Raw genomic sequence first — 21,529 nt, forward strand, 5'->3', positions numbered from 1 at the left:
AATGAGCACCCTCGAATTACTCCGTCAGCTCAAGAGCAGCAGCGCAATCAACGCCGAGGATCTGCTGGCCGTCGTATCCGATCGCGACAGCGAAACCGCGGTGAAGAACCTGATTGTCGATCAGTCGATCGCAAACGCATGCGTGCAGAGGGGAACGATCGACGACGCGATCGAACTGCTGCGAAAGCTCGATCGTTCACCCAGGCAACTGATCGTTGATCTGTCGGGGTCCGCGATGCCGCTCAGCGATCTCGCGCGCCTTTCCGACGTCTGCGAGCCATCGGTCGCCGTAGTGGTGGTCGGAGACCGCAATGACGTGGACCTGTATCGCAGCCTGCTCGGCGCCGGTGTCCAGGACTATCTTTTCAAGCCGTTGTCGGTCGGACTCCTGCAGCGCGCGCTGGCGGCACGCGACCCGGGCGCCGCCGTGCGCGCCGGCCGGGCCGTCAGTTTTGTCGGCGCACGCGGGGGCGTCGGCACAACCACCGTCGCGGTGTCGCTCGCGCGCCACCTGGCCGACGTGACCCATCGGCACATCGCATATGTCGACCTGAATGTTCACGGCGGGGCCGCCAATTCGATGCTGGGGCTCACCACCAACAACGGATTGACCGAACTGCTGCAAAACGCACAGCGCGTCGATGCGCAGCTGATCAACCGGATGCTTGTCCAGAAGAGTAACCACCTGCGAGTACTCTCGTCCGAACTGCCCTACGGCGACGATTTCGCGCGTCGTCCCGGCGCGCTCTCCGAGTTGATCAATACGCTCAAACGGCAATTCCATTACGTGATGCTCGACCTGTCCGGCCTCACCGGCAATATCGCCGAAGAGGCACTCGACGCATCCTCATCCGTCTATATCACGTCGGACCGATCCGTCCATGCCGCCCGCGAGACAGCGCGGCTGCTCCGGTTCATCGAAGACCGCGACAGCAACCCGACGATCTCGCTGCTGCTGAACAACCCGCACGAACCCGTTGCGGGCCGCGTCGATCCAGCCGATTTCCAGCGCGCGCTCGGCCGTGCGTCGATGCACGAGCTGCCCTACGAGCCGAAAACGCTCGCGGCGGCCGAGAATCTCGGCGAACCGATCGCGGCCGGCAAGCCGACGCCTTTTGCCTCGGCCATCGTCGAGCTGGCGAACACGTTGACCGGCCGATCGGAGAGCGCACCGCCGAAGCAGCCCTGGTATGCGCGCCTCGTCGGGAACAGGAGCCGGGCATGACGACGTTCGGCAAAAGGAAACACACAGCGGTCATGTCGCCTGTTGCCGATAGCGGAATGGACGCAAGAGCGGACACGAGAACGGACGCGGGCCCGCCGACGCCCGCTGCGGCGCCTGTGCGCGCGGCCGTTCCGATCGACCGGCATGAAGCGCTGATCCGCTCGGCCACCTTCAAGACGATCCGCACCGTCGTATTCGCTTCGATGAACATGTCGGCCGCATTGATGATGTCGCGCGATCAGGTGCGCGCGGGCATCGAGCAGATCGCGACCGAGGTGGTCGCGCGCGACCGGCTCAACGTGACGATGGCCGAGCAGACGCTGATCGTGGGCGAGATACTGAACGACATGTTCGGCGTCGGCCCGATCGAGCCGTTGCTCGCCGACGAAGCGGTGACCGACATCCTCGTCAACGGCCCGGACCAGGTCTATGCGGAACGGCACGGCCGGCTGGAACTGACACCGCTCAAGTTCCGCGACAACGCGCACGTGATCAACGTCGCGCAGCGCATCGCCGCGGCGATCGGGCGCCGCGTCGACGAAAGCAGCCCGATGGTCGATGCGCGCCTGGCCGACGGCAGCCGGGTCAACGTCGTACTGCCGCCGATCGCGATTCGCGGCGCGTCGATTTCGATCCGCAAGTTTTCCAAGCGCAACATCACCCTGGCCCGCATGGCGCAGCAGGGCAATCTGTCGCCCGCGATGATGCGCGTGCTGAAGATCGCCGGTGCGTGCCGGCTCAACGTCGTGATCTCCGGCGGCACGGGGTCCGGCAAGACGACGTTGCTCAACGCGCTGTCGCATCACATCGACGAGCATGAGCGGATCGTCACCATCGAAGACGCGGCCGAATTGCAATTGCAGCAACCGCATGTCGTGAGCCTCGAGACGCGCCCGGAAAATGCCGAAGGACTCGGCGCCGTCTCGCAGCGCGACCTCGTGCGCAATGCGCTGCGGATGCGTCCCGACCGCATCATCCTTGGCGAAACCCGCGGGCCTGAGGCGTTCGACGTCCTGCAGGCGATGAACACCGGGCACGACGGCTCGATGACGACGATCCACGCCAATACCCCGCGCGACGCAATCACCCGCCTCGAGAGCATGGTGATGATGGCGAACGGCAATTTGCCGCTGCTGTCGATCCGCCGGCAAATCGCGAGCGCGGTGCACCTGATCCTGCAGATCGAGCGGATGCGCGACGGCATGCGCCGCGTGACACGCATCACTGAGATCGCCGGCATGGAAGGCGACGTCGTCATCACTCAAGACCTCTTCACGTTCCGCTTCGATACGAGCGCGTACCAGGACGAAGTGCGCGGCGTGTACGAGTCGTCGTCGCTGCGCCCTGCGTTCACGGCACGGGCCGCGTACTACGGGCTGGAAGAGCAACTGATCGAGGCGATGCGGCCATGACGCCCGCCGATGTCGTCGCCGCCGGCGCGTTTTTCGCGATCCTGATTGCGGGCATGATGGTCGCGTCGCTGCGCGACATGGCGCGACGCCGGCCGGCGCAACGCATCCGCAGCCGGATCGATGAACTGGCGACCGTCGTGGCTCGCCAGCGCAAAACCGGCCCTAAAACACCGGAGCAGGAGGAGCTCTTTAGCCGGCAGCGCGCCCCCCGGGGCGACGGCGGGCTGCTCGCGTGGTGGCAAAAGCACGTCGAACGCGTGCGCTCGGTCAGCGGCGCCGGCGGTATCCGTCTGATTGCGGTGATCGCGATCGCCATCGTCATCGCCGCGCTTGTGGGCATCAGGCTAGGCTCGCCTCCCGTCTGGACGCGTCCGTTGCTGATCGTCGGCCTGCCGTTGTTCGCCGTGCGAGCCACCTATGGTTTCCTGATCGAACGGTTTCGCACGCGCTTCCTGACGGTCTTTCCGGACACGCTCGATCTGATCATCCGCGCGGTGCGGGCAGGCATTCCGGTCGTGCAGGCGATCAGCACCGCAGGCCGCGAGGCCGACGAGCCGGTGCGCGCCACGTTTCGCACGATGGGCGACGCCCTGCGCCTCGGCGCCGATCTGGACGAGGTGCTGGATCAAGCCGTGAAGCGGCTGCAGATCGCCGACTTTTCATTCTTCGCCGTCTGCTTGCTGCTGCAGCGCGAGACCGGCGGCAATCTGGCCGAGACGCTTGAGAACCTCGCAGGGATTATTCGCAGCCGGCGCGACATCCGTTTGAAGACGAAGGCGCTGACCGCCGAAGGGCGGCTCGCGACCAACATCATTTCGGCCGTGCCGTTCGGGATCACAGGCATGTTGTATATCGTCAACCGGCCGTACATCGAGCTGCTGTTCAATACGCGCGCCGGGCACAAGGTCATGACGCTCGCCGCGGTGCTGCTGACGATCGGGCTGTGGATGGTGCGGAAGATGTCGCAACTGGATACCTCGCGATGAACACACTGGATGCCGGTACTGTCACCAATCTCGCGTTGCTGATCGTCCTGATCGGCGCCGTCGTATTGATTCTGCTTCGCACGGGCGGTAAGCGCCATCGTATTGCGCAACGCGTGCGGCAAGCCACCGCGCGCGGAGCCGCCGACTCGGCCGCCGACGAGCATGCGCTCGCGAACATGCGGCAACGGATGGCGCGGCGGGTCGCGCTAATCGGCGAACGCGTGCCGCTCATCGATGCGTTCCAGCGCGAGACGCTCGCGCGGCAGCTCGCCAGTGCCGGCTTTCGCGACCGGCGCGCGGCGGCGGGCATGGTGGGCCTGAAAATCGTCGTCGGCGCCCTGCTTGCGCTCGTCGCGATCGTGCTCGGCTCGCACGTGCCTCACCTCGGCGAATACTTCGTGTTTCGCGTCCTGATGATGGCCGCGGCGTTCATCGTCGGCATGATCGCGCCGGAGTACGTGCTCGGATTCCTGATCCGGCGCAGGCAACGGGCCATCGCGTCGTGCCTGCCGGATGCGCTCGACCTGCTCGTCATCTGCACGAATGCCGGCAATAGCCTCGTCGTCGCGATCAAGCGTGTCGCGCACGAACTGAAGCCGATCTGCCTGCCGCTCGCGGACGAGTTCTCGGTGACGGCCGACGAGTTGCAAATCGGCAGCGACAGCGCCACCGCGCTGCGCAACATGGCGGGCCGCATCGGCCTGGCGTCGGTGCGCGGACTCGTGACGACGCTGATTCAATCGCAGCAATACGGCACGCCGATCACGCAGTCGCTGCGCATGCTCTCTCGCGCCGAACGCTCCGCGCAAATATTCGCCCTCGAAGAAAAGGCCGCGAAGCTCGCCCCAAAGATGACCTTGCCGATGATGTTGTTCGTGTTGCCGACGGTGGGCCTGATTTCGGCCGGCCCCGCCGTCATTCGCCTCCTTGCGGTGTTCAAATGAAGAACGTTATTGCCTCGTGCCTGCTCGCCATCGCGTCAGTGGTCGCCGCCGCCCTTCTTGCAGGATGTGCAAGCGAAGGCAGCTTCAATCCGCGGCCTGTCTCGATGCAGCGTAACGTCGGTGCCGTGAGCGACCTGCGCCTTGCCGCTAGCGCGCTCGCCTCGGGCAGCACCGAACTCGCGTCGAGCTTGTATGAAAAGGCTTTGCAGGCCGAGCCGAACTCGCTCGAAGCCCAGCTTGGATTGGCCGACACGCTGTACCAGGCGGGCGACCTCGAACGCGCACGCGTGCTCTATGCGCGTGCGGCGAGCGCCGCACCGGCCAATCCGGGGCCGAAACTCGGCCTGGCTCGGGTCGCATTGCGGCAGCGTCGGCTCGACGATGCCGCGGCGCTTTACCGTGCGCTCGTCGCCGAACATCCGGACAACCCGGTCGCAGCCGAGGGCCTTGGCACGGCGCTCGATCTGCAAGGCCATCACGATGAAGCGCAAACCGTCTACCGCGCCGCGCTGCGCGTGCATCCCGAAGCGCAGGGCCTGACGGCGAACCTCGGCCTGTCGCTGATCCTCGCCAACAAGCCACGGGAAGGTGCAAACGTGCTGCTCGACATCGCGGGCCTCGCCAACGCCCCGCCGCAAGCGCGCCAGAACCTCGCGCTCGCGTATGCGCTGCTCGGCAACACGAACGCGGCGAAACAGATCTTGCAGGCCGACCTGCCCCCCGCATCGGTCGAAGACAACCTGCGGTTCTATCAAATCCTTCGAGCAAGATTCGGCGCCTCGGGCGGCGATCCGTCCGCGGCTCGTCTTGGCGCGGCTCGTCTTGGCGCGCTGCCCGCGGATGAAATGCCGCATGACGCGGAGAGCCAGAAATGAAAGCGCCCTGCCCTTCATTGCTGCGTGATGAAGGAGGCATTGCCGCGCTCGAGTTCGTGCTCATGCTTCCTTTCCTGATGATGGTGCTGTTCGGCATCATCGATGTGAGCATGATCCTGTGCGACAAGGCCGTAATCACGAATGCGAGCCGGGAAGCGGCGCGCGCGGGTGTCGTGCTGCGCGCCACGCCGTGGACCAGCACGCAGATCCAGGCCGTCGCGCTGAACTATACGCAGAACAACCTGGTGACGGGCGGGACGGCGACCGCCGCGACCGCGGCCGCGACCTGGGTCAGTCAAACGTCGGGCTCGCCTTTGACGGTAACGGTCACGTACACGTATCAAGGGTTCGTGCTCGGCACGATATTCAGCGCACTCACGGGGCCTGTCACGATCAAGGCCGTCACCGTGATGAACTACGAGTGATCGGACCATGTGCGCACGCGTATCCCGCTCGAGCCCTTGCGCAGCCGCCGCAGCGGCGTCATCCCCGTCATCCGCCTCGGCTGCCCTCGTCGCCGTCGCCGCCGTCGGCCGGCGCTCGCGCACGCGAGGCCGACACGCATCGCCGTCGCGCCCGCGGCAGCGAGGATCGGTTGTCCTGTTCTTCGTCGCTTTCCTGATCCCGCTGCTGATGTTCGGCGCGTTTGCGATCAACCTTGCGCGTGTGAGCGTGGTGCGCAACGAGTTGCAGAATGCCGCGGACGCTGCGGCGCTTGCCGGCGCCTCGGGGCTCGTCGCAAAAGGCTCCGGCACGCCCGGCTGGGCCGCGGGGTCGACGGCGGCGACCTCCGCGATCACGCTCAACGCATCGGACAATACGAAACTGTCGAGCGCAACCGTGACAACGGGTTACTGGAACCTGGCGGGCTCGCCGTTGACCTTGCAGGCAACGACGATTACGCGCGGTACCTACGACGCCGCCGCGGTGCAAGTCACGGTGACGCGCAGCGCGAACCAGAACGGCGGCGCGATCAGCCTGACGTTCGGCTCATTGCTCGGACTGGCCAGCACGAACGGCACTGCCACCGCGATCGCCGTCGCCGCGGCGCCCGGCACCGTCGCAGGTGGCCTCTTCCCGGTCGCGCTCGGTCAATGCGTGTACAACACGTATTGGAATTCGAGCACCAATCAGCCGAAAATCGATCCGTCGACCGGCACGGCATACGAATTCGATATAGGCAACGGACAGACCTACGGCGGCTCATGCGAGGCCGGCCAGTGGACCTCGTTTTTGAGCGTCGCGAACGATGTCACGACGATCCGCGGGCTGATCGCGAACGGCAACCCTGCACCGCTCAGCATCGGCAACAGCATCTACATTCAGCCCGGCGTCAAGAACACGATTTACAGCTCCGTTCCGATTAACACGGTTGTCTACGTTCCCATTGTGAGCACCATCCCCAACAGCAGCGCCTATGAGCCTATCGTCGCGTTCGCAGCGTTTTATATCGATAGTGCCGTGGGCGCCAGCAGCAAGTACATCAAGGGCCATTTCCTCACCGGCTATGACATCCCGCAGTCTTCGGGCGTCGGCCCCAATTACGGAGCGTATGTGCCGCCCCGCCTGGCACTTTGACGAAACGGCACGCGCTGCTCACCGTGCGTCCGCGACCAGCGCGCGCAGACCTGGTACGTGTTCAGCAATATCGCCGGGCTGACGTTGATGGTGGCGTCTGCTACAACATTTGGGCTGAAGGCAACGGCCATGTCCTATGTTTCCAGCGGTGCAACGGTCATTCGTTGCCGCGGCAGGAGGCTCCGGACGCGCGTTGCCAGTCCGCGATCCTCCGCCTTTCATCATACTTTTTGCGCGAATCTCTTTTCGCCGGTACCGTGTCGCTGGTGCAGCACGGAGCGAAGGGCACAGTCAGACTGGCGCGTGCAGGTGCTCACCTCGGGTGCTCCGACGAGGTCACTACTTCGTCGCGGTCGTCGAGGTGTATCGTGACAACGATGCCCGCTGCTGTACGCGTTGCCGACTGCGCAGATGCCGCCTTGTCATTTGCATTTCATGCACACCCGGCGCAGTCGAGGCAGATGAATGGGGGCGCCCCCTCTTAACCAATGACGGGCAGAAGCCTGATGGCGAAGTACGGCAGATGAACGCTACACACGGTTCCGACGCAGCTAGCAACCTCCAGATCCTGTGGGAAGATGGCGAGCGCGTCTTCTGTCGAGCGTGGCCCCCGGGCGGCAGCGACAGCGTGCTGCTTGCGCGGGCCGGCGTCGAACATCCCTCACCCACCAGCCTCGATCGCCTCGCTCACGAATTCGCTCTGAAGGCCCACCTCAATGGCGCGTGGGCGGTGCGGCCTATGGAGCTGGTGCACGCCGCAGACGGCCGGACCGTGCTGGTGCTCGAGGATCCGGGCGGCGAGCCGCTCGAGCGGCTGATCGGCGCACCCATGGAGGTGGGCAGTGTGTTGCGCCTCGCCGTGGGCATCGCCGCGGCGCTGGGCCAGCTCCACCAGTGTGGCCTCGTCCATAAGGACCTCAAGCCCGCTCATATTTTGGTGAACTGCGCGGACGGCCAGGTGCGGCTCACCGGCTTCGGCATCGCCTCGCGGCTGCCGCGCGAACGACAGCCGCCCGAGCCGCCCGAAACGATCGCCGGCACGCTCGCCTACATGGCGCCCGAGCAGACCGGGCGGATGAACCGTTCGATCGATTCGCGCAGCGACCTCTATGCATTCGGCGTCGCGCTCTATCAGATGCTCACCGGTACGCTGCCGTTCACGGCCGCCGACCCCATGGAATGGGTGCACTGCCATGTCGCCCGAAAGCCGATGCCGCCCAGCGCGCGGGTCGAGACGGTCCCGCCTGCCCTCTCGGGACTCGTCATGAAGCTGCTCGCCAAGACACCCGAGGAGCGCTATCAGACCGCGGCCGGCGTCGAGCGGGATCTGCGGCACTGCCTGGCCGAATGGCAGCGTCAGCGCCGCATCGATGCCTTCCTGCTGGGTGAACACGACACGTCCGACCGGCTGCTTATCCCCGAGAAGCTCTACGGGCGGGAGCGCGAGGTCGAGGCTTTGGTCGCTGCATTCGACCGCGTCGTCAGGAGCGGCACGCCGGAACTGGTGCTGGTTTCCGGCTATTCCGGTATCGGCAAATCCGCGGTCGTCAACGAACTACACAAGGTGCTGGTGCCGCCGAGGGGACTCTTCGCCTCGGGCAAGTTCGATCAGTACAAACGCGACATACCCTATTCGACACTGGTGCAGGCTTTTCAAGGCCTGGTGCGGCCGCTTCTCGGCAAGCGCGACATGGAGCTGGCGATCTGGCGCGACGCATTGATGGAGACACTGGCGCCGAATGCACGGCTCATGACCGATCTGATCCCCGAGCTGAAGCTCATCATTGGGGATCAGCCGCCGGTCCCGGAACTTGAGCCGCATCAGGCACAACGCCGTTTCCAGCTCGTCTTCCGGCGCTTCATGGGTGTCTTTGCCCGACCGGAACATCCGCTGGCGCTGTTTCTCGACGATCTGCAATGGCTCGACGCCGCGACGCTCGACCTGCTGGAGGACCTCCTTACCCGCTCCGATCTGCAACACCTGATGCTAATCGGCGCCTATCGCAACAACGAGGTCGATGCTGCACATCCGCTGATGCGCAAGCTTCAGGCCGTCAGGAACGCGGGCGCCAGGCTCGATGAAATCGCCCTGGCGCCTCTCGCCCGTGAGCACGTGGAGCAATTGATTGGAGAGACGCTTCGCAGCGAGCCGAAACGCGCCGCGCCGCTCGCGCAGCTCGTGCATGAAAAAACCGCGGGCAATCCGTTCTTCGTCATTCAGTTTCTGCACGCGCTCGCTGACGAAAATTTACTCACCTTCGATCATGACACGGCCTGCTGGTCCTGGGATCTGCCCCACATTCATAGCAAGGGTTACACCGACAACGTGGCCGACCTGATGGTCGCGAAGCTGGTCCGCCTGCCCATCGAAACGCAGCGGGCGTTGCAACAGCTCGCCTGCCTCGGCAACACCGCCGCGATCGCGATGCTGTCGAATGTTTTGGGGAACTCGAAGCAGCAGGTCCGGGTGTTGCTGCGGCCGGCAGTCCACCAGGAACTGGTCGAGCACCTCGACGGTTCCTATAAATTTGTGCACGACCGGGTGCAGGAGGCCGCCTATTCACTGATCCCGGAATCCTCGCGCGCCGAGGCTCATCTGCGTATCGGGCGGCTGCTCGCGGCGCAGGCGTCCCCCGGAAAACGGGAGGAGGCGATATTCGAGATCGTCAATCAACTCAACCGTGGCGCAGGGCTGGTGACCTCACGAGAGGAACAGGAGCAGCTGGCCGAGTTCAATCTGCTCGCCGGCCAGCGCGCCAAAGCGTCGACAGCCTATGCGTCGGCCCTCACCTATTTGATCACCGGTGCGGAACTCCTGAAAGACGATTGCTGGGAGCGCAGGCATGAACTGATCTTCACGCTGGCGTTGAATCGGGCCGAATGCGAATTTTTGACCGGCCGGTTATCGGTCGCGGAGGAGCGATTGGCAAGGCTGTCGTACCGCGCGACGACAACGGTCGAACAAGCTCTCGTCGCGTGCCTGCAAATGGATGTCTACCTGACCCTCGACCAGAGTGGGCACGCGGTCGGTGTTTGTCTCGACCACCTCCGGCGCGTCGGTATTGAGTGGTCGGCCCATCCGAACGAGGAGGACGTGCAACGGGAATACGAGCGCATCCGGTCACAGCTTGCAGGCCGGGCAATTGAGGATCTCATCGATTTGCCGCTGATGGAGGACCCGGCGTCCCTCGCGACCGCCGATGTTCTGAGTAAGCTCTTGAGGCCGGCGTGGTTTACCGATGCCAATCTGGCTTCCCTGACGATATGCAAAGCGGTCAGTCTCAGCCTTGAGCGTGGCAACTGCGATGCTTCATGTTTCGCCTATGTCATGTTTGCCAGGATCGCCGGACCGCGTTTTGGCGACTATCAGGCCGGATTCCGGTTCGGCCAGCTCGGCTACGAACTGGTCGAACAACGCGGGCTCAAACGCTTCGAGGCGGTGACGTATCTTTGCTTCGCGCTTTACGTCGTGCGCTGGATGAAACACGTGCGCGTGAGCCGCGAACTGCTGGACCGCGCATTCGAAGCGGCGAACCGGATCGGCGACCTCCCGTCTGCAGCCTATACATGCTGCCACATCAGTTCGAACCTGCTCTTTGCCGGCGAGCCGTTGACCGAGGTGGAACGCGAAGCCGAACAGGGCCTGGCGTTTTCCGGGAAGGCGCGATTCGGCCTGGTCATCGATAACATCACCACGCAACTCGCGCTGATCCGGATGCTCCGCGGCATGACACTGAAATTCGGTTGCTTTGACGCCGGTGGATTCAACGAGCTTCATATCGAGCACCGTTTGTCCAGCAACCCGGCCTTGGCGACCGCTGCGTGCTGGTACTGGATCCGGAAATTACAGGGGCGCTATATCGCCGGCGACTATGCGGCGGCCATGGACGCTGCATCGACGGCACAGCGGCTGCTATGGACCTCATCGTCGCATTTTGAGGAATGCGAATATCACTTCTACGGCGCGCTGGCCCGAGCCGCCCATTGCGACCGCGCACCAGCCGAGGAGCGACAGCAGCATCTGGACGCTGTGGCTGCGCATCACCGGCAACTGCAGGTCTGGGCGACGAACTGTCCGGAGAATTTCGGCAACCGCGCGGCGTTGGTCGGTGCCGAGATGGCTCGCCTCGCGGGCCGCGATAGTGACGCGATGCGCCTCTACGAAGAGGCCATCCGGTCGGCACGCGCAAACGGCTTTGTGCACAACGAAGCGCTTGCCAACGAACTCGCGTCCCGCTTCTACGCGGTGCGCGGTTTTGAGAAGATTGCCCGGGTGTATTTGCAGGACGCCCGACAAGGCTACCGACGTTGGGGCGCCGACGGCAAGGTGCGGCAACTCGACGAGATGTATCCGTATCTCCGGGAGGAGGAGCGAGCCCCCGGGCCGACCAGTACGATCGGGGCGCCGGTCGAACACCTCGACCTCGCTACCGTGATAAAGGTGTCGCAGGCCGTCTCGGGTGAGATCGTCCTGGACAGGCTGATCGATATGGTCATGCGCACGGCGATAGAACAGGCCGGCGCCGAACGCGGTTTGTTGATTCTTCCGGACGGCGGCGAACAGCGGATCGCAGCGGAGGCCACGATGGGCGGCGACACGCCTCGCGTGCATTTGCGCGATGTGCCGGCGAGCGCGGCGGTGCTGCCCGAGTCGGTGCTCTATCATGTCCTGCGCACGAGGGAGAGCGTCATTCTCGACGATGCCGCGGGCGAGCCTACGTTTGCCGCGGATCCTTACATCCGTCAGCATCGTACCCGTTCAATTCTCTGCTTGCCCTTGATGAATCAGGCCAAGCTCATCGGCGCGCTCTACCTCGAAAACAATCTGATCACCCGCGCATTCGCGCCAGCCCGGATTGCGGTGCTCCGGCTCCTCGCCTCCCAGGCGGCGACCTCGCTCGATAACACCCGTTTGTACCGCGACCTCGCGGAACGTGAAGCAAGGATCCGGCGACTCGTCGACGCCAACATCATCGGAATCATCGTGTGGAATGCCGATGGCGACATTCTTGAGGCCAATGACGCATTTCTGCGCATGGTGGGATACGAGCGCGACGATCTTGTCTCAGGTCGCGTACGCTGGAAGGATCTGACGCCGTCGGAATGGCGCGAACGCACCGAACGCGCCTTGGCACAGGTCAGGCAGACCGGGAGTACGCCGCCCGACGAGAAGGAGTACATCAGGAAGGACGGCAGCCGTGTGCCCGTCATGGTCGGCAGGGCCGCTTTCGACGCCAGCGGGAAGGAAGGCGTCGCTTTCGTGGTCGATCTGACCGAGCGCAAGGAAGCCGAGCACCGCTTGCGCGAGTCCTACGAGATGCTGCGGGAACTCACCTCCCGTCGCGAGACGGCACGCGAGGAAGAGCGCAAACACATTGCGCGGGAAATGCACGACGAACTCGGACAACACCTCACCGCGCTTCGCATGAGGGCGTCGGCATTACGCATGCAGTTTGGCAATGACCGCCCGGAACTGGTCGAACAGACTCGGGCACTGATTGCCCTGGCGGACGAAACCATGCAGGTTGTAAGGGACGTCATCGCATCGCTCCGCCCTGCCGCATTAGACACGGGTATTGCGGCAGCGCTCGAGTGGCTCGCTGCCGAGTTCAACCGCAATGGCCGCACGGTGTGTCACCTCCGCTTGCAGGACGAGAATATCGTCGTGAGCGAGGACCGCGCTATCGTGCTGTTTCGCCTCGTCCAGGAGGCGCTGACCAATGTCGCCCGTCACGCCGCGGCCAACCAGGTGATCATCACGCTGGAACGAACGCCCGATGCCTGTCTGCTGGAAGTCCGCGACGACGGTCAAGGATTCGATGCTCTGGCGACCCGAAAAAAATCGTTCGGACTGGCGGGAATGGAAGAGCGCGTTCTGATGCTGGGCGGGAAGATCGACATTGTCAGTTCGCCGGGAACCGGCACCGCGATCAAGGTAAGTCTTCCCGAGGCGTTGATCTGAAAGCCAAACCTCAATTGGCGTTTGTTCCCTCAAACTCGACGATTTCGACCCAGTTCGCCCCCTTACCTACCGGATATTGCCCAATCGCACTCAACGCGCCTGTCTTGCTGTCGATGCGGTAAGCGCTCAGGTTCGTCGACAACTGGCCCACCGCCAGCAGGTACTTGCCCGACGGATCGATATTGAATCCGCGCGGTTGTTTTTCGGTCTGGTACGTACCGATGCGCGTCAACTCACCCGAGGCCGCGCTGACCTTGTAAGCCGCGAGCGTGCTCGATGTGCGCTCCGATGCATACAGGAAACGCCCGTCCGGCGTCAGGTGGAGATCCGCTCCCCAAGGCTTGTCGCCCGAGAAATTGGGCGGCAGGATGGAGACCGTCTGAACCGGCTTGACCGTGTCGCGGGAGCCATCGAAGGCGAGCACGTGAAGCTTGCCGTCGAGTTCATCGATCAGGTACGTAAAACGATGATCCGCCGAGAACACGAAGTGGCGCGGTCCCGATTTTGGCGGTAACGAATACGCAGGCGCGGCGTCGGTGGTCAACTGCCCGTTCGACGCGTCGAACTTCAGACGCAGCCAGGCATCCGAGCCGAGTACCGACGCGAACACGTAGCGGTTGTCGGGGGCGCTCCGGATCGCGTGCGCCATCGGGCCGGTGCTCACAGTCTGCAGCACTTCGCCGACCACGCCATCTGCGGCGATCCGGTTCACCGCCAGAAGGTTGCCGCCGTATGACGCGGAAAAGAGGTAGCGGCCGGTCGCGTCCGTCGAGACATACGGCATGCTCTCTGCGAGCGGCGCCCTGCCGAGTTCGATCAGCCGGCCGTCGAGCGGATTGACCGCAAAGCTCACCACGCGATACGGCTTCGAGCGCAGTCCGGCGTAGAGCCGGAGATGGTCGGGCGAAAACGCCATCGGCATCACCGTTCCGGCGACAGCCACCGTCTCTACTGCAGCAAGCGAGCCATTCGACTTGTCGAGGCTGAAGACCGAGATATCCTGGCTATCTGCATTCGATACGTATGCGTAGGTTGCGGCCTGCGAGGCGCAAGACACAGCAACGCCAGCCAACATGATTGCGCCTGCACCCAGGACGCTTTTAATGTTCATGCTCACACTCCGTTTAAAAATGATTGAAATCGCCTGACGTAGGCGCAGGCGATTGGCGCCTCGAACGACGATAGTGGTTTGCTTGAGAAACGAAGGCTCGACCAGCGCTATGTTTCGATGATTCGTAGCACCTATTGACTGCTGAGACGAAATGCCGATACAGCATCCGTCATTGACTGCGCCTGCTGCTCGAGCGCGCTCGCGGCAGCGGCGGCTTGTTCGACGAGCGCTGCATTTTGCTGAGTGACCTGGTCCATCTGGGTCACTGCCTGGCCAACCTGTTCGATGCCGGCGCTCTGCTCGATCGTCGCCGCCTTGATTTCATTCATGATGGTGGCCACGCTGCGCACTGCACCGACAATGTCCTTCATCGACTGCCCTGCCTGGCCGACAAGACTATTGCCGTTCGCGACATCCTCGGCCGATGCGCCGATCAAGGCCTTGATCTCGCGCGCGGCATCGGCGCTGCGCAACGCGAGACTGCGCACCTCGCTTGCGACCACGGCGAAGCCGCGTCCCTGCTCGCCCGCCCGAGCCGACTCGACCGCCGCGTTCAACGCGAGGATATTGGTCTGAAACGCGATACTGTCGATCATCCCCGTGATCTCCGCGATCCTGCGAGAACTCTGGCTGATCGCATTCATCGTCTGGATGGCGCGCTCGACGACTTCGCCGCCACCCTGTGCGACATCCGCCGCGTTCGAAGCCTGTCTGCTAGCCTGCTGTGCGTTGTCCGCGTTCTGTTTGACGGTCGACGTCAGTTGTTCCATGCTGGCCGCGGTTTCTTCCAGCGCCGCGGACTGCTGCTCCGTGCGGCTCGACAGATCGAGATTGCCCGCGGCAATCTCCCGCGCCCCGCGGTAAATCGCCTCGCAACTATTGCGCACGTTCGCCACGGTCTGCGACAAACCACGCTGCATCCGCTGCATCGCCGCAAATAGCTGACCGATCTCATTGCCGCTCGCCTCGGGAATGCGCGCCGTCAGATCGTTCGCCGCGATTCGATCGAGCAGGTCGGCGGCGTCCTTTAGCGGCGCAGTCACGATGCGGCGCAGCGCGAAATGCGTGGCGACGATCAGCGCAAGCGCGCCGCCCCCCCAAAAACGACCAGGCTGACAACCCACGTGTATTCGCGATCGGCCTGCGCGATGGCGTCGCTCGACAGCGTGTTCGCCATGCTCTGGAATTTCTCGACCTTCACCGAATACGCTGCGCCCGCCGCCGTAATGTCGCGATCGTTGATCGCGGCGTAGGCGTTCGTATCGCCGGCACGCAGGGCATCGGCGGCTTTCTTCAGGATCGCCGCGAGATTGACCGACGATTCGATCAGCTGCCGCTTCAACTCGTCGTCCTGATCGCGAAATACGGGCGCGCCCCGAAACGAGTCCGTTTCCACGGCCGCCCGGTTCAGCGTGGTTTCGGCGCTTTTCAGCGCTGAGTCTCGCATCGCCTCGTCGTTGCGCTCCTTCAGCGCCGAGTAGGCTCGCGTCAGCGCGGCGCGGGTGCGTGTGGAATCCTTGTAGCCGTCGTTGACGAGAATTTCCTGCGTCGCAATCTGATGGATGCGCGCGAGATTGCTGTTCGCGCGGCTGAGCGTGGTGATACCGATCACCCCGCCCAGCAAAATCATCGCGGCAAAGATCAGGAAGACAGCCAGGAGACTATTTCGAACCGATACGTTTCGCATGCCGCTTTCTCAATCCCGTGTTGTACGATGACGGGTTTAACGGCAGATGGCGGGATCTCTTTAGCAGAATAAGCTAAGCGAGCGTTTTGACCTTCAGCAGAATAAGCGTTTCGGCCAGTTTGACGTAGGACATCAGACCACTGATCTGTCAATGGTCAAGGCGCTTCCGCCTTGCTGCCCGCCACCTCGATGTGACCGCGCAACTGGCTTGGCGAATTGCTGTCGACCTGGTTGAGGGTGATCTTCGCGGACTGGCCCGGTGCGAAATTCGGATTGCCGTTGACATAGCCGGCCTGCTGCATCGAAACGATCGCAGGTGAGCGTTCGGCATCCCCGGCAATCCCTACGACGAAGCTATGACAGGTCCAGGCTCAGGATCTGCTCCGATGGAGCGGCATCGGCGTCAGGCTCCCGTGTCGTCAAGTCAGTAGCGGTTGGAAGACCGTGCCGGTCGATCCAGCGGCGTGCCCAGTTAAGCGCGTGCTGCTGCGCACTTTCGACGTCTGCGAAACGCGGGCCAACGAGTCCTGAACGTTCGACGCGCTTGCCATCCTTCACAATCTCCGCCCATGCGCGGAACATTGCGCCCGGCCCCGGCTCTGCCGCCGCGTAGATGACGTAGCCGCGCCGGTCGGCAATCTGCGAGCTGTAAGACGACAGCCCCTTCCGCAAGCTACGCGTGCGGTACGCTTGCGGCAAGGGCCGCGCCACAGCCGTCGCTCGCGACTCGACATTGAGGGGCGCATCGACCCTTCGCCCCAGAAGCTGCCGGCTGATTTCAGCGAATGGATCGACCGCCGTCGAACCGTTCGTTGCGCCCTTCGACGTCTGCCATGACCCTGCACTCCTCCAGACCACGCCACCCTGATCATCGCCGGTGTGCCTCCGCGAAACAGGTCCAGGTGCGGGTCTCGCGGCAGCCGAAGAATGTTCTGAAACGAAGGAAAATTCTCTTCCGGTTTGCGACAGCAGTCGAATCATCTCGGCAAGCGTACCGCTCAGTTGCCATTCCTCGAAGCGGCGTCGGCATGTGGGGCTGGACGGATAACGGCCCGGCAGCCTCGACCATGATTCGCCGGTTGTCAGAATCCACAGGACTGCATTTGCGATGACGCGCGGCTCGATTCGGGGCCTGCCGCGGCGGTTCAGACGAACAAGCGGCTCATCGGGTACCAGATCGGCAACCGTGTTCCATTCGTCATCACTTAGCTCTTCGAAAAACATGTCTTTCTCCACGCAGACTGGACCGGTCCACGCCTCTGGACAGTCACGGATTCATGACTCCCGATCCGGGTGATGTCCTCGGTTGCACAGTATGTCGGTACGCACGGTGCGGCGGACCGCGGTCCGAATCCGGCCGCTCGGAAATCCAACTCGTTCGGCGCGTGTTACAGCGCGTCGATCCCGGCGCGCGATAGGCGCTCGAAGACTTCGAAGGCAATGTCATGACCCGAAGCACGTCGAGAACAGGCGAAAGATCCGGTGCGATGGCCAACGCATTCGACTACATGCGTCTGCCGTCAGGCGGCAAGCCGGTCGAGGCTCATAGCAGGTCGGATCGTCTCCGGCGGAAACACTTGCCAGTTGCCATCGTTGTGACGGAAGAAAAACACCGTAAGCGTACCGGCCGGCCGCTGGGCCTCGACGCAAATACAGCGTGCGGCGGCGGGCCCCGGGAGACGGCGAAGCTGAACACGCACAAGACGTACGCCAGTCGCGCCAAACCACTTGTCAACCAGCACGCGCAAGGACTTCTCCGCCGTTGTCATATCCGCCTCCGTGTGATCCCGTACGAAACCATGCTAGGGCTTCGAAATACTTCTTTCCGTCGGGAGCGGCGGATCGCGCGGTGGGGAATCATTGATTCGCGTGTCAGGATATCCTTACATTAGCTGTCATGCCGGGAGCCGCCCTACTCTGGCGGCATGCTGGGCCGATCCGGCGTTGTGGCGGGGACAGAAGAGGCGGTGCTTGATGTGTTGCCGGAAAAGGAATTCGCGGTATACAACAGGCCCCGCGTGAACAGGCCCCGCGTGGCCCCGCGGCAGAGCTTGGGGTGCTCCCCACCGGTTACCGGGAGGTAACGAAATCGTCCTGGACCCAAAGGCGCACGACCGATCCGGAGTCCGGCTCGCTCTGGATATGCAGGCTGGCATCGATCAACCGGGCGCGTTCGGCCATCCCCTGCAAGCCGTACGAGTAGCCAGCGCGCGCAGCCACGGTATCGAAACCTCTTCCGTCATCGCAGATGCTCAACTCGATGCCCGTTTCGGTGCTGACCAGCGTCACGTCAACGCGCGACGCTTCAGCATGGCGGGCCACATTGGTCAGCGACTCCTGCACGATGCGGAATATCGCCGTCGCACGCGGATCGGCGAAATTGGGTTCGGCACCCTCCATATGAAAGTAGCAGGGAATCTGCGCATGGCGGCTGAAGTCCTCGGCGAGCCATTCCAGCGCCGACGCAAGACCGAAGTTCAGCGCAGCCGGCCGAAGGTGGCTCGACACGTGGCGCACGATCTGGATGGTTTTCTCGACCAGTTCCCGCATCTCAACGGCTTTTCGCATTGCAACGGAATCGCCGGCGAGATGCATCTTCAGCAACGACACGTCCATTTTCAGCGCGGTCAGCAACTGGCCGAGTTCATCGTGGATTTCCATCGCGATGCGTTTTCTCTCCTCCTCGCGGACCGCCTCCAGATGTGCGGACAACTCGCGCATTTGCTCGCGCGACGCCAACAGTTCGAGCTCGGTCCGCTTGCGCTCGCCGACTTCCAGTTCGAGCTGGTCACGATGGCGGCGCAAGTTCTCCTCCGCGCGCTTGCGGACGGTCACATCGGTCAGCAGGCCCTCGATAGACTGCGGGGCGCCATCGCTGTCAGCGACGCCACGTGCGTTCAACTGAGCCCAGATCGGCTTGCCGTCCAGCCGGTGCAACTGCAGTTCGAGGCCGGCAATTTCGCCGCGCGCGTTCAGGATGTCGAACAGGTGCTCGGTTTGTGCCGGCGAAAACGGCCTCCGGTCCGGATCGTTGGTCGATGCTTCGATCAGCTCGGTCGCCGTGTCGTACCCGAGCAGTTGCGCCGTCGCCGCGTTGGCCTCGTTGAGCCGCCCGCTGCGATCCAGCAGGAAGATGCCTTCGAGCGAATTCTCCACGATACTGCGGTACTTTCTTTCGCTCTCGCGCAGGCACGCCGTCGATTCGCGGAGCCGGTCCGCCATGACATTCACGCGTGTAGCAAGCCGCCCCAGTTCATCTCCGGATTCCACTACGCAGCGCGCGTCAAGATCGCCGCCGGCGATCCGGTCGACCATCTCTTCCAGGCGATTGATCGGGCTGCGCACCATCCGCTTGAGCAGGATGAAAGTCGCGGCATAGAGTGCGGCGACAACCATCGCCATCGTCGCGAGAATGGTCCTGCGGGCGCGCCCGATCGCCTGTTCGGCGGCCGCCTTCGTCAGGACGACGCGGATCTCGCCGATCTTTTCCCGCGGCGCCGCGCCGGGCGGATCATATTCGATCGCCCTGATGCGCACCACGCTGTCGCCCGGGTCAGGATGATGTGCGCCCTTGACGGAGGACACCGTGCCGTAATTCGCCGCCGTCACCGTGAATTCCGCGACCTCGGGATTGGGCGCAAGCGCGGCAAGCTGGCTGTCGATTGCGCCACGATCGACGTTCCACAAAGGTTGCGCCAGCGAATGGCTGAACAGATCGGCGATCCGTGTGGCTCGCTCCTCCAGCTCGACGAGCCGTCGCTCCCGCTCGTGTTCGACCAGACTGTACACGGAGGTGCCGACCACCAGCGCGACGAGCACGACGAGGGCGAGCATCAGCTTGGTGTGCAGACTGAGCGAGCGCGCAAGCCGTGGAGACAGACGCATCAGGAATCCTTCGGTGCGGTGTTCAGGAGCCGTTCCAGGCTGAAGTCGTATGGGCCGGCACGTGGATACAGGTATTTGGAGTACAGGCCGAAGTCAAGCGTATGGCCGTGCCCAAAAACGGCCTCATTGTACCGAGCGACGTTGTCATGGTGGATGACGCTCAGGTAGTCGAGCTTTTGGCGAACGCCTCCGGACGCGGCGAAGTCCTTGCCGTGATGATAGTCGTGCAGCAGAACCATGGCCCAGGCGCCGATGAAATAGTCCCCTGCCACCATGGCCGCCAGACCGCCGTCAGCTACGTTGGCCAGCGCCTCTTGCAGGGCCCCCACTCCTCCGACGAGAACGCGAGCGCTGCGCGCCTTGACCGCGTTCAACGCCCCGAGCGCCATCGAGTCGTTCGCGGCCCAGATCACATTGGCGTCCGGATACCGGGCAAGCAGCACGCGGGCCTTTTGATTGCTGTCGGCGTAGCTCCAGTCGCTGAAAACCAGTTGGCTGGTGCGCGCATTCGGAGTCTGGGCAAGGAACGTCTCGACACCGGCGGCACGCTCCTGCGAGACTGGCGTTTTGGGGTCTCCTGTAATGCCGATCACCTGCGCCCCACCCTGGCCAAGGCATTGGTACAGATATTCCATCAACCGGTAGGCACCGAGCGCGGCGTTTGCCGTCACCGTTCCGATCCAGTTCCGGATCTGCTGCCGTTCATTGCCGATCTCATGCCGCTGCCCTGGCGTCAGATCGTTATGGAGGAGCAGCACCTTCGCCGGTGAACGCGCCAACGTCTTCAGCATCTGCTGCGCGGCCATCTTTTCGTTGACGATCACGACATAGTCCGGCGCATCCGGACGTCGCGCGACCTCCTCGGCTTGACGCAGCATCAACAGGTGATCACGCTCCGCGTAAAGGACCTCCAGTTGCATATCGAAGGTCTTCGCTGCGACGGCCATGAATTGGGCGGTCAGTTGCCAATGCTGGCCGGTGCCACGTTCGACGGCCTCGCCCGGGTTGAGGAATACCACACGAGGCGACGGCCTGGATGCAAAAGTGGGGCGCGTCATGCACAGCAGGCCGGCATGCGCGCAGGCGAGCAATGCTTTTCTGCGATTCATAAGACGATTCACTCGGTTACCGCTGTGGGGCGCTGCGCGCGGGCCGACGCTTGCTGCGATCTGTTTTCATGGAGCGGCCTAGCATCGAGCCACGGCAGCCGGCCGCGCCGCACAGACAGCGGTAGCGCGCCCGCACTGCCTCAGTCCGGCGCCCTTCGACACTCAGTTGATAGTCGATGAACAACTCGTCGCCCATGCTTATATCGGCGGCAGCGATCACAAAAACCCTCTGCCCCTCTTCGACCGTTTCGCAGTTGGGCACGCAGGCATGGTTCAGCCAGCGCGCGCTATTGCCGCCGCGTTCGCCATCGATGACACGCCCGTCGGACAAACCAAAGAAGAAGGTATGCCCGTCAGCGCGACCGTCACGCTGGTAGCGTTTGACCGCTCGATCCCACATAGTGACTTCACCCTTGTATTCGAGGATCCGTTCGCCGGCCTTGATCGTCCGCAGCGCAAATACGCCTTTGCCGTGCACCGGGGACCTTCGCACCACCACGCTACGCATGTCCGCTGGCTCAATGAAAGAGTAAAAATGGATAGGCGGATGCTCGCATGCCAAAATTCCTGCCGATGCCCCGGCGACGATCGGCGTGGCCTATCCGCGTTGTCCGGCTCACGTCAACATGGATGAGGGTGCTGCAAACGTGGTGACGCTGCGGACTCGTCATTCGACGAGGAAGTTCCCGCCGTCAAATTAAACTTGTGCAGGATTTCCTGACAGACAGATCAGGTCATTCGACCTGTAATTTCCA

14 protein-coding genes and 1 pseudogene are annotated in these 21,529 nt (G+C 63.3%); 8 read left to right on the forward strand and 7 right to left on the reverse strand.

Annotated features, from left to right (window positions below):
• Position 1: 1 nt before the first annotated feature.
• The 8 genes from AC3WLT_RS19870 to AC3WLT_RS19905 all read left to right on the forward strand — a co-directional run bounded on the left by AC3WLT_RS19870 (position 2) and on the right by AC3WLT_RS19905 (position 12,982).
• Positions 2–1,225, forward strand: a complete 1,224-nt coding sequence (locus AC3WLT_RS19870; RefSeq protein ID WP_492593398.1) for a CpaE/TadZ family protein — start codon at positions 2–4, stop codon at positions 1,223–1,225.
• Positions 1,222–2,637 (forward strand): TadA family conjugal transfer-associated ATPase, encoded by a 1,416-nt coding sequence (locus AC3WLT_RS19875; protein ID WP_492593399.1) that lies wholly within the window; start codon positions 1,222–1,224, stop codon positions 2,635–2,637. Before AC3WLT_RS19870 ends, AC3WLT_RS19875 begins: the two co-directional genes overlap by 4 nt.
• Entirely contained in the window at positions 2,634–3,623 is a 990-nt protein-coding gene (locus AC3WLT_RS19880; protein ID WP_492593400.1) for a type II secretion system F family protein, read from the forward strand. The genes AC3WLT_RS19875 and AC3WLT_RS19880 overlap by 4 nt, the downstream gene beginning before the upstream one ends.
• Entirely contained in the window at positions 3,620–4,567 is a 948-nt protein-coding gene (locus tag AC3WLT_RS19885) for a type II secretion system F family protein (protein ID WP_492593401.1), read from the forward strand. Before AC3WLT_RS19880 ends, AC3WLT_RS19885 begins: the two co-directional genes overlap by 4 nt.
• Positions 4,564–5,442, forward strand: a complete 879-nt coding sequence (locus AC3WLT_RS19890) for a tetratricopeptide repeat protein (protein ID WP_492593402.1) — start codon at positions 4,564–4,566, stop codon at positions 5,440–5,442. Before AC3WLT_RS19885 ends, AC3WLT_RS19890 begins: the two co-directional genes overlap by 4 nt.
• Positions 5,439–5,867: a TadE/TadG family type IV pilus assembly protein gene (locus tag AC3WLT_RS19895; protein ID WP_492593403.1), complete on the forward strand. Its 429-nt coding sequence runs from the start codon at positions 5,439–5,441 to the stop codon at positions 5,865–5,867. The genes AC3WLT_RS19890 and AC3WLT_RS19895 overlap by 4 nt, the downstream gene beginning before the upstream one ends.
• Positions 5,868–6,042: 175 nt before the next feature.
• Positions 6,043–7,020 carry a pilus assembly protein TadG-related protein gene (locus AC3WLT_RS19900; RefSeq protein WP_492593445.1) on the forward strand — a complete coding sequence of 326 codons (978 nt, stop codon included), beginning with the start codon at positions 6,043–6,045 and terminating at the stop codon, positions 7,018–7,020.
• 523 nt (positions 7,021–7,543) lie between these two features.
• Positions 7,544–12,982, forward strand: coding sequence for an AAA family ATPase (locus AC3WLT_RS19905; RefSeq protein ID WP_492593404.1), 5,439 nt, complete (start codon positions 7,544–7,546; stop codon positions 12,980–12,982).
• 10 nt (positions 12,983–12,992) lie between these two features.
• Here AC3WLT_RS19905 and AC3WLT_RS19910 read toward each other — a convergent pair whose 3' ends face one another.
• The 7 genes and pseudogenes from AC3WLT_RS19910 to AC3WLT_RS19940 all read right to left on the reverse strand — a co-directional run bounded on the left by AC3WLT_RS19910 (position 12,993) and on the right by AC3WLT_RS19940 (position 21,282).
• Positions 12,993–14,057, reverse strand: a complete 1,065-nt coding sequence (locus AC3WLT_RS19910) for a lactonase family protein (protein WP_492593446.1) — start codon at positions 14,055–14,057, stop codon at positions 12,993–12,995.
• 167 nt (positions 14,058–14,224) lie between these two features.
• Positions 14,225–15,780: pseudogene (locus AC3WLT_RS19915) on the reverse strand (methyl-accepting chemotaxis protein).
• A 155-nt stretch (positions 15,781–15,935) separates the two neighbouring features.
• On the reverse strand, positions 15,936–16,082 hold the full coding sequence (locus AC3WLT_RS19920; protein ID WP_492593405.1) for a hypothetical protein: 147 nt from the start codon (positions 16,080–16,082) through the stop codon (positions 15,936–15,938).
• 52 nt (positions 16,083–16,134) lie between these two features.
• Positions 16,135–17,004: a transposase gene (locus tag AC3WLT_RS19925; protein ID WP_492593406.1), complete on the reverse strand. Its 870-nt coding sequence runs from the start codon at positions 17,002–17,004 to the stop codon at positions 16,135–16,137.
• A gap of 846 nt (positions 17,005–17,850) precedes the next feature.
• A complete protein-coding gene (locus AC3WLT_RS19930; RefSeq protein ID WP_492593407.1) occupies positions 17,851–19,665 on the reverse strand; it encodes a PAS domain S-box protein in 1,815 nt (604 codons plus the stop codon).
• Positions 19,665–20,774, reverse strand: a complete 1,110-nt coding sequence (locus tag AC3WLT_RS19935) for an ABC transporter substrate-binding protein (RefSeq protein WP_492593408.1) — start codon at positions 20,772–20,774, stop codon at positions 19,665–19,667. Before AC3WLT_RS19935 ends, AC3WLT_RS19930 begins: the two co-directional genes overlap by 1 nt.
• 16 nt (positions 20,775–20,790) lie before the next feature.
• Positions 20,791–21,282 (reverse strand): SET domain-containing protein, encoded by a 492-nt coding sequence (locus AC3WLT_RS19940; protein WP_492593409.1) that lies wholly within the window; start codon positions 21,280–21,282, stop codon positions 20,791–20,793.
• Between the last annotated feature and the right edge of the window lie 247 nt (positions 21,283–21,529).

It is taken from the genome of Paraburkholderia sp. FW306-2-2C-D06C, from assembly GCF_058781505.1.